Source organism: Bacillus sp. FSL K6-1338 (assembly GCF_038006965.1).
Lineage (GTDB): Bacteria > Bacillota > Bacilli > Bacillales > Bacillaceae_G > Bacillus_A > Bacillus_A thuringiensis_S.
The window spans coordinates 5,131,364-5,144,956 of record NZ_JBBOWI010000001.1 but is presented as its reverse complement, the minus strand read 5'-3'; the positions used below and the strand labels follow the sequence as shown (position 1 = coordinate 5,144,956).

The window sequence follows — 13,593 nt, the reverse complement described above, 5'->3', positions numbered from 1 at the left end:
TCGAAAATAAAAAAGCCCCTTCCATTAAGAAAGGAGCTCAAAGGCACGTGCTGGCCAATCGGTAATGATGACATCTACACCATAATCAATCATAGTTTGTAAATCTTTGTATTCGTTAATTGTATATGGACGGAAAACATATCCTTGCTCTTGTGCTAACTGCACAAATTCTTTCGTTAATAGCTGGAAGTTTGGATGTAATCCACTTGCTTCTCTATGTTTTGCTTCGGCAATTGGATCAGCAATCGGTGTATCATATAAAATTGCTCTTGGAATTTCAGGAGCAATTTCTGCTAATAATGAAACAGAGTCATGGTTAAATGATGAAAATACAATTTGATTTGAAAGATGATATTCACGCACAAGTGCAACAACTTTTTCCTCAATATTTGGGTAATGAATAACATCTGTTTTTAATTCGATATTTAGTTGTAAGTTCGTTGTGGAAAGCCAAATGAAAACCTCGCGCAACGTTGGAATTTTTGCTTCTTGGAAAGAAGGGGCTTTATGGCTACCAGCGTCCAATGATTGTAATTCCTCTACCGTTTTTTCAGAAACAAGTCCAACGCCATTTGTTGTACGATCGACGGTTTCATCGTGAATTACGACAAGTTCACCATCTTTTGATAGGTGGACATCGAGTTCAATTCCGTGAGCGCCAATGCGTTCAGCTTCTTGGAAGGCAATCATCGTATTTTCGGGATGTGTTCCTTTTACTCCGCGGTGAGCAAAAATAAGTGGTTTACTCATATGAAAATCTCCTTATTATCTCTTTTCTTTCATTATGAAACTGCTTTAGGGAAAATACAATTGAATATGACAAACATTTACAAAAGTCTAACAGTTGCAGAAAAGTTAACGTTAACGTAAAATGTAATAATTGAGTGAAGGGAGGAATAAACATGTATAAAATTGATGAAGTAACAAAGCAAGTCGGTTTAACAAAACGTACACTTCGTTATTATGAGGAAATTGGTTTAATTCATCCCCCAGAACGTAGTGAGGGGAATATTCGTCTGTATACGGATGAGGATATTGCCAGAATTAAAAGAATTGTAGAAGCGAAAGAAGTGCTAGGAATCACACTTCAAGAAATGCAACATTTCTTATCACTAAAAGAAAGAATGGAGCAAAGAAGAAATAGCGAGAACCCTCGTGATCGTGAAGTGATTCAAGAAATTAAAGATATGCTTGAAAAACAAGTGCAAACGTTAGACGAAAAAATGGAGCAAATGCAACGTGTAAAGGCAGAACTCGAAGATAGTTTACATCGTGCAGTAATATTTTTAGAGAGCACAAAAGGAGAGTAATCAAAATGGAGAGCAAACAAAAACTAGGGAGATTGATTACAGTGGTAGCTACCTTTCTTGCCTTTTCGGGTATAGGGGTAGTTGACCCAATCTTGCCGATTATTGCTGAGAAAATTGGTGCAACGCATTGGCAAGTTGAAATGTTATTTACCGCTTATATTTTAACGATGGCAATCATGATGTTACCAGCTGGTATATTTGCATCGAGATTTGGTGATAAACGAATGATGACAATCGGTCTTGCGATTGTGACTGTATTTGCGTTTATATGCGGTATATCGCAAACGATTGCTCAATTATCTCTTTTCCGTGCTGGATGGGGATTAGGAAATGCGATGTTTTTTGCGACAGCAATGACACTGTTAATAGCATTAAGTAAAGAAGTTCATGAAGCAGTAGGATTATACGAAGCAGCTATCGGCTTAGGTATGGCTGGGGGGCCGTTATTGGGTGGAATACTAGGTGGACATTCTTGGCGTTATCCGTTTTTCGCGACGAGTATTTTAATTTTCTTAGCATTTATTTTAGTATTCTTTTTTGTAAAAGAACCAGAGCGAAAGGTGAAGCGTAAGGCTGCTGGCGTAGGGGAATTACTTAACTTGGTGAAGTATAAACCATTTATGCAAGGTGCTATTTCAGGGATGCTATACTACTACGGATTTTTTGTTGTGTTAGCATATTCACCACTTATTATGCATTTATCAGCTATTCAATTAGGCTTTGTATTTTGCGGATGGGGACTGGCGTTAGCTTACGGTTCTGCAATTTTAGCACATAAGCTAGAAGGGAAATATGAACCAAAAACATTATTGAAGGGGAGTTTACTCGTATTTGCGATTTTCTTAATTGCACTATTCTTTGTGAAAATTATGTGGTTACAAATTACTCTTATCGTTTTATCAGGATTGGCATCTGGCTTAAACAATGCATTATATACAAGTTATGTAATGGATATTTCACCTTATGAAAGATCTGTTACGTCAGGTGTTTATAACTTTGTTCGTTGGTTAGGTGGTGCGATTGCTCCAATTTTATCAGGAGTTATCGGGCACACAGTTTCACCACAAAGCCCATTTTTAGTTGGGGGAATTGTTGTGTTAGTTGGTTGTATTATGATCTTAATTCCAATTCGTAAACCAGTAGAACTAGAGACGAAAACCCTTTCTTAAGAAAGGGTTTTCTTTATACACATATGTTAGAACCCTCTGACTAAAATATATTTTCGGTATTTTTGTACTTTTAACTATACATTTTGGATGTTTTGTTTTATTTTTGTTAGGGGACATTAATGATGTCCCTATTATAAATTTGCATTGAAAGGCGTGATTGTACGATGGAACTATGGTTCACTGAAAAACAAACAAAACATTTTGGGATTACGGCGCGTATTAACCGCACATTACATACGGAGCAAACAGAATTCCAGAAACTTGATATGGTTGAAACGGAAGAGTTCGGAAACATGCTTATTTTAGACGGCATGGTTATGACAACAGAAAAGGACGAGTTCGTTTATCACGAAATGGTAGCGCACGTACCTTTATTTACACATCCAAACCCTGAAAACGTATTAGTTGTTGGCGGCGGCGATGGCGGTGTTATTCGCGAAGTGTTAAAACACCCAAGTGTAAAGAAAGCAACTCTTGTTGAAATCGATGGAAAAGTAATTGAGTACTCTAAACAATACTTACCATCAATTGCAGGCGCATTAGATAATGAGCGTGTAGAAGTAAAAGTAGGAGACGGTTTCCTACACATCGCAGAAAGCGAAAATGAATACGACGTAATTATGGTAGATTCTACTGAGCCAGTAGGCCCAGCAGTAAACTTATTTACGAAAGGTTTCTACGCTGGAATCTCTAAAGCGTTAAAAGAAGATGGTATTTTCGTTGCACAAACGGACAACCCTTGGTTCACACCAGAACTAATTACAACTGTGTTTAAAGACGTAAAAGAGATTTTCCCAATTACTCGTTTATACACAGCGAACATCCCAACTTACCCAAGTGGTCTTTGGACGTTCACAATTGGATCTAAAAAACATGATCCATTAGAAGTAAGTGAAGAGCGTTTCCACGAAATCGAAACGAAATACTACACAAAAGAATTACACAATGCAGCATTCGCATTACCGAAATTTGTTGGCGATTTAATTAAGTAAGAAATCGAGTTTGAACAAATAAAGTGTAGGTAGCTCATTTAAGGTGTTTGTCCAGAAGACTTGAACATGCTAGCTACTTACACTCCTGTAAAGAAAATCGTCTTCTTATTGTTAAAAAAGAAGACACCGGTAAATCGAGAAAGAGGAGCAGTTCGCTCCAAATTTGAGAAATAATGAAAGGTTGGGATACCTTAAGTTCCACATAAGGAGGAAAAGAATATGCGTTTTGATGAAGCTTATTCAGGTAAAGTATTTATTAAAAGTCATCCAAGTTTTGAAGAGTCAAAGGTAGTTATTTACGGGATGCCTATGGATTGGACAGTAAGTTACCGTCCAGGTTCTCGCTTTGGTCCTGCACGTATTCGTGAAGTATCAATCGGTCTTGAAGAATATAGCCCATATTTAGATCGTGAATTAGAAGAGGTAAAATATTTTGATGCGGGTGATATCCCATTACCATTCGGAAACGCACAACGCAGTTTAGACATGATTGAAGAATATGTATCAAAACTTTTAGATGCCGATAAGTTTCCACTAGGTCTCGGCGGTGAGCACCTAGTGTCTTGGCCAATTTTTAAGGCAATGGCAAAAAAATATCCGGATTTAGCAATCATCCACATGGATGCTCATACTGATTTACGTGAATCGTATGAAGGGGAGCCTTTATCCCACTCTACACCAATTCGTAAAGTGTGTGATTTAATTGGTCCGGAAAACGTATATTCTTTCGGAATTCGTTCTGGAATGAAGGAAGAATTTGAATGGGCGAAAGAAGTAGGTATGAACTTATATAAATTTGACGTATTAGAACCATTAAAAGAAGTATTACCGAAACTTGCTGGACGCCCAGTCTATGTCACAATCGACATTGATGTATTAGACCCAGCTCACGCTCCAGGAACAGGAACGTTAGAAGCTGGCGGTATTACATCTAAAGAATTATTAGATTCCATCGTAGCAATTGCAAATTCAAATATAAATGTAGTTGGAGCAGACTTAGTAGAAGTAGCTCCGGTCTACGACCATAGTGATCAAACACCAGTCGCAGCAAGCAAATTCGTGCGGGAAATGCTGCTCGGTTGGGTGAAGTAAAAGTGAAGCCGACTGTTTAGACCCGGTGAATAAGGTTCTTCCCTGCAAAAGGTGCTTTTTACCTTTTAGCAGGGAAGGTTCTTAGACGCAAGGGTCTAGGAGGCGTAACTGGATAGAAATAAAAGCGGAAGCGGCTCGCTCAGAATGTGTCGGTAAGTCGATATATAAAAAAATCGTCGATATAATCTTATTTACCATGGCAAGACATGAAAAAAAGAGTTATTCTCAAAAGGTGAGAATAACTCTTTTTCTTATGCAACTTTCTCTTCCGAATTAACGCCGCGAATTTCATCAGCAGAGCGGATCGGATATTTGCGGAACACAATAGATCCGATGTATCCGATAATAGTGGTAACGATTCCACATAGTACAGCAGCAATCGTTACTTTTATAACGTCATTAAATCCGAATAGGACGAGAAGACCTGGAATTGGTGATGCTGTTCCTGGTGCATTATTAACAAGCTGGAATAGCGATGTAATAATACCGGCAAGTGCACCGCCAACGAAATTTGTCATATAAATTGGAATTGGATTTGCTGAGACAACATCGGCTTGTGTTAAAGGCTCGATTGCTACAGCAATTGTATCTTTCTTTGAACAAATTTTTAATCGTTTAAAGAAAATAAAGTTCATCGGGGCTGAAGCTGCTACGGCAAGACTACCAATTGCCATTGGTAAACCTGTTAATCCAAGCATTGCAGTTAGTGCCATAGAACTCAGTGGAGAGGTAGAAATAACTGTTATTAATCCACCAAGCATAATACCCATAATGATAGGACTCTCTGTAGTTGCAACTGAAATCATAGAACCGATTTTACCAAGTGTTGCGTTAACGAGCGGATCCATAAGCATTGCCATTCCACGTGAGATTGGTGCAGCGATAAATAGGATTGCTAAAAATTCCACACCAGCTGGTAATTTCTTTTCGAGAAATTTCACGACGAAGGCACAAACGTATCCAGCGAAAAATCCTGGTAAAATACCGAATCCACTAGTAGCGATACCAATTAAAACAGCGTATACGGGGGAAACACCGATTGCTAATGCGACTAAAATCGCTGCTGCAACACCGCTCATACTACCAGAAGCTTCTCCTACTGATTGTAAAAAGTCATTGTGAAACATTTCTCCACCTATATAACGGTGAAATGCTTCAATAAGAAAACTTGCGATTGCTGCATTAGCTAAAGCACCCATCGCCTTCATTCCGTAAGGCGCACGGTAACTGAAAAGTGTAAATAGACAAAGTACAACAAGTAATAGTGCTAAACCTTGCAAGATAGCCATTTGAAAACTGTCTCCTTTGATTTTTGTAATAAAAATTCGTATCATTCAATAATAATATAAAAGTGTATGAAACGGAAAAATTTTTTCTTGGGAACTTGCTGTAAGAAAAAATCCCTTACAATAATGTAAGGATTGTGTAAGACTTTTCGATAGAGTATAGTATACCCTTTTCCGTATAATACAGGTATAGACATAACATTAGTGAGAAAGAAGTGTAAAACAGGAGGCGCATGTATGAAATTGGTCATTAAAGTTTTAGCTGTATTCGCCATTATTCTAGGGGGAACAGCGTATTATTTGAATACAAAAACAGAAGGTGTACATGCTTTTGTAGACAACTTCTTTTCAAATAAAGAAATACAAGATTATTATGCGGTCGTAGATAAAGGTGAGAAAAAAGACGGTGAGTATTTGTATACATTTAAAGGGTATACAGAGGACGGAAATCAACAAATTATTAAAAGAATGGTAAATCGTGAATTGCATGCAGGTGCTTTTATAAAAATTTATGCAAAAGGTATGCAAGGAAAAGGATGGGCTGAAATAACGAAAGAGTCAATCCCGCAAAAAGCGTTGCAAAAAATAGAAAAACCATAAAAGGAGCGACTCATTCGCTCCTTTTTTAGTACGCTAAAATAGTGATAGATGTCTTTTCTTTGTTAGAAATAATTTTTGCACGTCCACCAATTGGGAAAGTGAAAATCGGGGTTGTATGCCCGAAACTTGCGTTTGCAATAATAGGAATATGTGCAAGTTCAGGTTTTGAAGCAATCATTTCTTGAATGTCCGCTATCGTACATTCTGCTTCTTTTTGCATTCTTCCTATTACAATACCTGTTATATGTTCAAAATTAGGTTGCTGCATAAGGGAATGTAGATAGCGATCAAAAGTTTTAAGTGTCGATTTTCCTGTTAAACTGTCTTCTTCAAGGAATAAAATTTTGCCCTTTAAGTTTGGCATATATGGTGTGCCTTGTAGTAAATTAAGTGTGCTCATATTGCCACCGATAATTTCTCCTGTCGCTTCCCCCTTTTGAATTGGAACATACCCTTCATTTTTAATAAATTCTCGATTTTCCTGATCCATATACCAAGAATCATCGCTCCACGTTTCCGCCGGAATGATTTCAATAGGCTCATTAGCGGTTAAGCATTGTAAAAAGTAATCAGCCGTGTAATGGAGTCCTTTTTCCATTCCAAATGAAGAGAAGTGGGGACCTGAATATGTAACGAGACCCGTTTTTGCGTAAATTGCATTATTTAAGGCAGTAATATCAGAATAACCACAGAAAAATTTTGGGTTTTCACGAATTAAATCAAAATCGAGATATTTCAATAAACCATTCGAGTTGTATCCGCCAAGTGTAGTTAAAATAGCTTTTACATTAGGGTCTCTAAATGCTTCATGGAGGTCTTGGACGCGGGAAGAAATAGAAGAGGAAGCAAATCGATCTATCTCATCGGCATATTTTGAGAATGTCACTTGAAAGCCCATGTCAGTTAATCTTTTTATAGCAAGTTTTCTATTTTCATTTGAAACAATACTTAAACTACAGGATGGTGAAATCACGCGTATTTCATCACCCTTTTTTAACTTTGTTGGTATCATTGAATTCACCTCTATAATTAAAAGAATATTTAGATTTAAAAAATATTTTATCATATGAAATAAAGTAGGAGGGAATTATTTTTTGAAATGGAGTTTTCCTGATTTTTCAGCAGACAGACAGCGTCTTTTTTTGATATGATAGGAAAAGTGATTTATTATAAGTAGTATTTAATATCTATAACATTTGAAAGGTGTGCAAGACGTGAAGAAACAACTTGCAGGCTTGCCGGTACACGTTCATTTCGTAACAGAAATCCGTGAAGGGGCGAGGAAGGAAACCGTTGCTTTTGAAGAAAATGGTCAATACTATGTAAAAGGTCAAGGTACATATGTAACATTCCAGGAGCCGAACGAACAAGGCGAAGTGAAAACAATTATTAAAATTCAAGATGAACAAGTTCTCATTATGCGTTCAGGTGCTATTTCTATGCGTCAGACGCATGTGAAAGGTGAATGGACAACGGGTACGTATACGAGTGAACTTGGTACGTTTGCACTGCAAACGAAAACTGATAACGTTCTTTTTAAATGGTCGGATGAAAAGAAAAAAGGACAACTCTTCTTAACGTACGCATTGCTTCTAAGTGAACAAGAAGCTGGCAGATATACAATTACAATTAATTTGAAGGAGGCAAAATAATGAATTCCTTAGAACAGGTAAAAGGATTGATTAAAGAAGAAATTCAAGCTGCTGTATTAAAGGCAGAATTAGCGACAGAAGAACAGATTCCAAACGTTGTATTAGAATCTCCAAAAGATAAAACAAATGGTGACTTCTCTACAAACATGGCAATGCAACTTGCACGCGTTGCGAAAAAAGCACCTCGTATGATTGCAGAAGAACTAGTTGCAAACTTCGATAAAGCAAAAGCTTCTATTGAAAAAATCGAAATCGCTGGTCCTGGTTTTATTAACTTCTATATGGATAATAGCTACTTAACAGATTTAATTCCAACAATCGTAAACGCTGGTGAAGCTTACGGTGAAACGAACACTGGTAAAGGTGAAAAAGTACAAGTTGAGTTCGTATCTGCGAATCCAACAGGTGACCTTCACTTAGGACATGCACGTGGTGCGGCAGTGGGTGACACTTTATGTAACGTATTAGCAAAAGCAGGATACGATGTATCTCGTGAGTACTACATTAATGATGCCGGTAACCAAATTCATAATTTAGCTCTTTCTGTTGAAGCTCGTTACATGCAAGCTTTAGGTTTAGATAAAGAAATGCCAGAAGACGGTTACCATGGTGCGGATATCATTGGAATCGGTAAACGTTTAGCTGAAGAGTTTGGCGATCGTTACGCAAAAGCTGATGCTGAAGAAAGCTATGAATTCTACCGTTCATACGGTTTGAAATATGAGTTAGCAAAACTTCAAAAAGACTTAGAGAGCTTCCGTGTTAAATTTGATGTATGGTTCTCAGAAACATCATTATACAAAAACGGAAAAATCGATGCTGCACTTACTGTATTAAAAGAGCGTGACGAAATCTTTGAAGAAGGCGGAGCAACTTGGTTCCGTTCAATGACTTACGGTGATGACAAAAACCGTGTATTAATTAAAAATGACGGTTCTTACACATACTTAACGCCAGATATTGCTTACCATCGCGATAAATTAGAGCGTGGTTTCGATAAGCTAATCAACATTTGGGGTGCTGACCACCACGGTTACATTCCTCGTATGAAAGCTGCTATTCAAGCGCTAGGTTACGATAAAGAAACACTTGAAGTAGAAATCATCCAAATGGTACAACTATACCAAAATGGTGAAAAAATGAAAATGAGTAAGCGTACAGGTAAAGCAGTTACACTTCGTGAGCTTATGGAAGAAGTAGGCGTGGACGCAATGCGATACTTCTTCGCAATGCGTAGTGGTGATTCTCATTTGGACTTCGATATGGACTTAGCTGTATCAAAATCTAATGAAAACCCAGTATACTATGCACAATATGCTCATGCTCGTGTATGCAGTATCCTTCGTCAAGGTGAAGAGTTAGGATTAGCTGCAGATGGAGACGTGAATTACAAACTTGTTACTTCTGAGAAAGAAGTAGAGTTACTGAAAAAGCTTGGTGAATTCCCAGCTGTAGTTGCGGATGCAGCACAAAAACGTCTGCCACACCGCATTACAAGCTATGCATTTGAATTAGCAGCAGCATTACACAGCTTCTACAATGCAGAAAAAGTATTAAACCAAGATAACTTAGAATTAAGTAAAGCTCGTTACGAGTTAATGAAAGCAGTACGCACTACGCTTCAAAATGCATTAGCAATCGTAGGAGTATCTGCACCAGAAAAAATGTAATGAAGAAAAGCGGAGCCGACTGTTTAGTCCCGAAGGCTAAGGTTCTTTCCCACAGAAGATGCATTTTATCTTCTCGTGGGGAAGGTTCTTAGACAGAAGGAGCTAGGAGGCAGAGCTGGACATAAAGAAAAGCGGAAGCGGCTCGTTCAGAATAGGGGGGGGATGGAGCTCCTGACAGAGAGGCGTACTTTGCCTCGGAGGAAGGCGCGAAGCCACCGAGTATTCTAGCCGCTGGAGCTAGACAATAAAGAAAAGCGGAAGCGGACTTTCGTTTTTAAATAAAAGGCAATCACATGATGTTGTGATTGCCTTTTTGTATGGAGATAATAAAAAAATAAAATTTTATCAAACAAAAGGATAATTTGCGTCGTCTTATATAAATGACAGGAGGCTTATGATGGAAGAAAAGGTAGAAGAATTAATTGATATATATAAGCAGCAAATATATTCCTTATGCTATAAGTTAGCGAAAACGAAAGAAGATGCGGAAGATATTTTTCAAGAGACGTGGATAAAGGTTTTTTCATCAAGGCATCAACTTTCCTATGTGGATAATTATAAAAAATGGATTGCTACAATTTGTGTTCGTACGTTTTATGATTTTTATCGTAAGAAAAAAAGGTGGAAAGATCGAATATTGGATTTGTTTCATAAAGAAGATGGTGGAGAAATAGATTTCGCAGATGAAGTAAATATATCAGAAGAATGTATTCAAAAAGTGGAAGCGGAAATGATACGGGAAGTTATACAGTTATTGAATGAAAAGTATAAAACTGTGCTCGTACTCTACTATTATGAACAATATTCTTATAAAGAAATGAGTGAAATATTAAATATACCGATTGGTACAGTGAAATACCGCCTTAATTATGCGAAGAAGCAAATTCGAGAACATTTGGAGGGGTTCGTTTATGACGGAAGATAAGTTTGATCAGAAGATAAAAAGTAGCTTAGCGGGAGAGATGGTTCCTAACGAAGAGCTAATAAACCATACGAAACAGAGCGTGCGAAATGCTCGAAAATTAGAAAAGAGATGGGTTGTTTTCATTCATGCTATTTGGATGATTGTATTAACAGTCACCCTAGAGCAGTTTGTTAGTCATTTGGATCATAAAATATCTGTCATTATAACGATAGTTATTATGATGCACATATACATTCCTATATATGTTGTCATACAGGCATTTTTAAAGAAGGAGTATAAATTACATGATAGGGTTCGCTAATCCATTTGTAGTATTTGAGATAGCTGGGATTACAATGTTTTTGGCTTTTATAGCACTTTTAGTATGTGTAGCATCATGGGTATATACAGATGCGAAAACGCGTGGAATAAGTAAGTGGTGGAGTGTTATAGCGATTATATTGCCATTTTTTATTGGAGTTTTGTTATATATGACACGCAGAAATAGCCGGAAAGTAGAAGGAGAATATACGATGAAGGGTATGAAAAAGCAAAAGGTAACATTAGTTGTTATATTTGCAAGTGCGATGTTTGTATTACTTAGCGGCTTTGCTTTCGTTCAAACGTTAGATGATATGTGGAGAGCTGGTGATATATATTTAGAAAATGAGAAGAAAGGGGAGACAAGTTACGAGGCAAAATTCTCATCATGGGATATTGCTGGGAAAGATATTGAACTGGAGTATGCAAAAGATACAGAAGTAACATTTTCTTATGAAACAGATGCAAAGCGTGGTAACTTATGCTTTAGCTTGTATGAAAGACAAGGAGAAGGGATAAAGGAATTAAAGGAGATTTGTGAATCGAAAAAAGGTACTTTTAAAGCTACATTAAAAGCAAATGAAAAGTATGTATTCAATATAAGTGGTTTAATGGTGAAAGATGGTTTTGTAAAAGTGAATTGGGAAGCAAAATAAAGGGCCCCTGAGAAAGGCCCCTTATTTTATTGGATTGTATAAGTAACAGAAAAACTAACAGGACTATAGTAAACGTAAGGTGCATGAAATTGAACATACATATTTCCATCTGTTTTTGCAGTGAAAATTCGGCCGTAACCATCAGAATAACGCCCAATAAGGTTATGATTTGAGTCATAAACACTGTAACTAGGAGTTTTGCTGTTAGGATGAATTGTTAGTTCTTGTCCTTTTTGAAGGAAAATAGGTTCTTGTTCAGAACTACCTCCAGTTTGCAAAGAATAAAATTTTGTAAAGCTTTGTTCTTGAGCGGCAGCAGCGACTTTTGTTTCAGGAATAAACGCGGTAGCTCCGGTAATTCCTGCTAAAGTTAACGCACCTACTAAAATCATTTTTTTCATAATAGAAAAAGCCTCCTTATTAGTTGTAATCGGTGTTGTTACAGTTAATATTGTATACGATAATGAGTAGGATAAAATATGCTTTTATTGATTAAGCAGCTTTCTGCTCAGTTTGAGTAATAGGTTTTTGAAGCGAGTTATAAACTCCTGTTCCGATAACGTCTAATGCCATTTTCATTCGTTCAGGTGAAATGTTTTCTAATACGTTATCTTGGGGTGTATGGTATACCTTCTCGATATGATAGATTAATGGATTCCAACTATCGACACCCATCCAAATAAATAGAGCAGCAGGAATACCAGCTTCAGCAAACGGTACGTGATCACTGGAGCCAAATTTCCCTTGAAGAACGAGGTCATTATTTAATTGTTTACCTGCTTGCAAGGCAGCATCTGTTACAAAGTTTGTAGAGCCATCAGGTGTCATAGCGTATAAATTCTTTGCTTTATCATAATTTGTTGCAACCATATCAGCATTAAAGACGCCTAAAATATGGTCACGTTCTTTTTGGGATAGACTATTAACGTAATAATCCGAACCAAGTAATCCAGTTTCTTCAGAACCAAAGGTAATAAAGCGAATTTCTTTATCAGTTTCTACATTTTGAAAAGCACGAGCTAGTTCTAATACTAATCCAGTTCCAGAAGCATTATCATTTGCGCCAGGTGCTCCAACAACACTATCATAGTGCGAGCTTACAACGACTGCTTTTTCATTACCTGTACTCTTTTTTGGTTTCTTTTTTGCGATAACATTTAGAGATGTTAATTTAGATTCATGTCTCGCTTTTAGGGAAAGAATTGTTGTCTCTTTTTTAGCGATTTCTTCTTTAAATGCATTTCCTTGCGCATAAGCAAGACCAAAGACAGGGATAGATTGCTTTTTCGTTAGGCGGGGATTGAAGGTTTGTCCATAATTTCCGCGTCCGCCAATTAAACTGTATAAAAGAACACCTTTTGCACCTTTGCTAACAGCATTTTCAACTTGTTTATTATAATCTGTAACTGTCGTTCCTCTTTCAAATAAAACAATTTTACCGTTTACTTCATTTGGAATATCTTCTAATTTTGTCCCACCTTGAACAAAGATAAGGGGAGCTGTAATAGCTTCTGTAGATATTAGTGCATTAGGAGCAGCACCAGCTTGCCAATTACGTTTTGTTGATAGTGGTGATTCAATGAATCCAACGTATTGATCGGGCACCTGAAATGGCTGATATTCTACGTCATAACCCATTGATTTAAGCTGCATACCAATGTAACGAGAAGCCGATTCTTCGGATTTTGTTCCACCGGGTCGAGGCCCAATTGTTTCAGATAAGAAACGAACATGTTCAATGGCGCGGTTTGGATCAATTTGTTTTGTAATAGATGGAGTTTGTGGAACTTCTGAAGTGGAATCCGCTTTTGCTTGCCCAATTGGAGCTAAGCTAACAGCAAGTGATATAGCAAGCAAAGAGCTTACTATTTTTTGTTTCAATGATTTGCTCATTTTTTCCTCTCCTATTCTTCTATTCTCTCTGACTGACAAAAGAAGACG

At 37.2% G+C, this 13,593-nt stretch carries 15 protein-coding genes; 10 read left to right on the top strand and 5 right to left on the bottom strand.

Going from position 1 to position 13,593, the window contains the following annotated elements:
• Nucleotides 1-24 precede the first annotated feature (24 nt).
• On the bottom strand, nucleotides 25-750 hold the full coding sequence (locus tag NZ044_RS26465) for a glycerophosphodiester phosphodiesterase (protein ID WP_000042780.1): 726 nt from the start codon (nucleotides 748-750) through the stop codon (nucleotides 25-27).
• A gap of 152 nt (nucleotides 751-902) precedes the next feature.
• On the opposite strand from NZ044_RS26465, the gene NZ044_RS26460 reads away from it, so the two are divergent.
• The 4 genes from NZ044_RS26460 to speB all read left to right on the top strand — a co-directional run bounded on the left by NZ044_RS26460 (nucleotide 903) and on the right by speB (nucleotide 4,563).
• Entirely contained in the window at nucleotides 903-1,310 is a 408-nt protein-coding gene (locus NZ044_RS26460) for a MerR family transcriptional regulator (protein WP_098506362.1), read from the top strand.
• Between the two features lie 5 nt (nucleotides 1,311-1,315).
• Nucleotides 1,316-2,479, top strand: coding sequence for an MFS transporter (locus NZ044_RS26455; protein WP_000444236.1), 1,164 nt, complete (start codon nucleotides 1,316-1,318; stop codon nucleotides 2,477-2,479).
• Nucleotides 2,480-2,643: 164 nt separating this feature from the next.
• Nucleotides 2,644-3,471: a polyamine aminopropyltransferase gene (speE, locus tag NZ044_RS26450; RefSeq protein ID WP_000424696.1), complete on the top strand. Its 828-nt coding sequence runs from the start codon at nucleotides 2,644-2,646 to the stop codon at nucleotides 3,469-3,471.
• A 219-nt stretch (nucleotides 3,472-3,690) separates the two neighbouring features.
• Nucleotides 3,691-4,563, top strand: a complete 873-nt coding sequence (gene speB, locus NZ044_RS26445) for an agmatinase (protein WP_001209831.1) — start codon at nucleotides 3,691-3,693, stop codon at nucleotides 4,561-4,563.
• 251 nt (nucleotides 4,564-4,814) lie between these two features.
• Here speB and NZ044_RS26440 read toward each other — a convergent pair whose 3' ends face one another.
• Nucleotides 4,815-5,852 carry a PTS sugar transporter subunit IIC gene (locus NZ044_RS26440; protein WP_000996325.1) on the bottom strand — a complete coding sequence of 346 codons (1,038 nt, stop codon included), beginning with the start codon at nucleotides 5,850-5,852 and terminating at the stop codon, nucleotides 4,815-4,817.
• A gap of 234 nt (nucleotides 5,853-6,086) precedes the next feature.
• On the opposite strand from NZ044_RS26440, the gene NZ044_RS26435 reads away from it, so the two are divergent.
• Nucleotides 6,087-6,449 (top strand): YxeA family protein, encoded by a 363-nt coding sequence (locus NZ044_RS26435; protein ID WP_000779933.1) that lies wholly within the window; start codon nucleotides 6,087-6,089, stop codon nucleotides 6,447-6,449.
• A 25-nt stretch (nucleotides 6,450-6,474) separates the two neighbouring features.
• On the opposite strand, the gene NZ044_RS26430 is transcribed toward NZ044_RS26435, so the two are convergent.
• The gene (locus NZ044_RS26430; protein WP_000613237.1) at nucleotides 6,475-7,461 is read right to left on the bottom strand and encodes a S66 family peptidase; all 987 of its coding nucleotides are present in this window, start codon (nucleotides 7,459-7,461) and stop codon (nucleotides 6,475-6,477) included.
• A 202-nt stretch (nucleotides 7,462-7,663) separates the two neighbouring features.
• Here NZ044_RS26430 and NZ044_RS26425 point away from each other — a divergent pair, with 202 nt between their 5' ends.
• The 5 genes from NZ044_RS26425 to NZ044_RS26405 all read left to right on the top strand — a co-directional run bounded on the left by NZ044_RS26425 (nucleotide 7,664) and on the right by NZ044_RS26405 (nucleotide 11,652).
• Complete coding sequence (locus NZ044_RS26425; RefSeq protein ID WP_098506365.1) at nucleotides 7,664-8,101, top strand: DUF1934 domain-containing protein; 438 nt, start codon at nucleotides 7,664-7,666, stop codon at nucleotides 8,099-8,101.
• Nucleotides 8,101-9,771, top strand: coding sequence for an arginine--tRNA ligase (gene argS, locus NZ044_RS26420; protein ID WP_001086463.1), 1,671 nt, complete (start codon nucleotides 8,101-8,103; stop codon nucleotides 9,769-9,771). Before NZ044_RS26425 ends, argS begins: the two co-directional genes overlap by 1 nt.
• 397 nt (nucleotides 9,772-10,168) lie before the next feature.
• Nucleotides 10,169-10,696 carry an RNA polymerase sigma factor gene (locus NZ044_RS26415; RefSeq protein ID WP_000391648.1) on the top strand — a complete coding sequence of 176 codons (528 nt, stop codon included), beginning with the start codon at nucleotides 10,169-10,171 and terminating at the stop codon, nucleotides 10,694-10,696.
• Nucleotides 10,683-10,997 carry a hypothetical protein gene (locus tag NZ044_RS26410; RefSeq protein WP_000133816.1) on the top strand — a complete coding sequence of 105 codons (315 nt, stop codon included), beginning with the start codon at nucleotides 10,683-10,685 and terminating at the stop codon, nucleotides 10,995-10,997. Before NZ044_RS26415 ends, NZ044_RS26410 begins: the two co-directional genes overlap by 14 nt.
• On the top strand, nucleotides 10,981-11,652 hold the full coding sequence (locus tag NZ044_RS26405; protein ID WP_000578914.1) for an ECF-type sigma factor negative effector: 672 nt from the start codon (nucleotides 10,981-10,983) through the stop codon (nucleotides 11,650-11,652). The genes NZ044_RS26410 and NZ044_RS26405 overlap by 17 nt, the downstream gene beginning before the upstream one ends.
• Before the next feature lie 26 nt (nucleotides 11,653-11,678).
• On the opposite strand, the gene NZ044_RS26400 is transcribed toward NZ044_RS26405, so the two are convergent.
• On the bottom strand, nucleotides 11,679-12,053 hold the full coding sequence (locus tag NZ044_RS26400) for a hypothetical protein (protein WP_000738257.1): 375 nt from the start codon (nucleotides 12,051-12,053) through the stop codon (nucleotides 11,679-11,681).
• A 91-nt stretch (nucleotides 12,054-12,144) separates the two neighbouring features.
• On the bottom strand, nucleotides 12,145-13,545 hold the full coding sequence (locus tag NZ044_RS26395) for a M28 family metallopeptidase (RefSeq protein ID WP_118961597.1): 1,401 nt from the start codon (nucleotides 13,543-13,545) through the stop codon (nucleotides 12,145-12,147).
• Nucleotides 13,546-13,593: the final 48 nt, after the last annotated feature.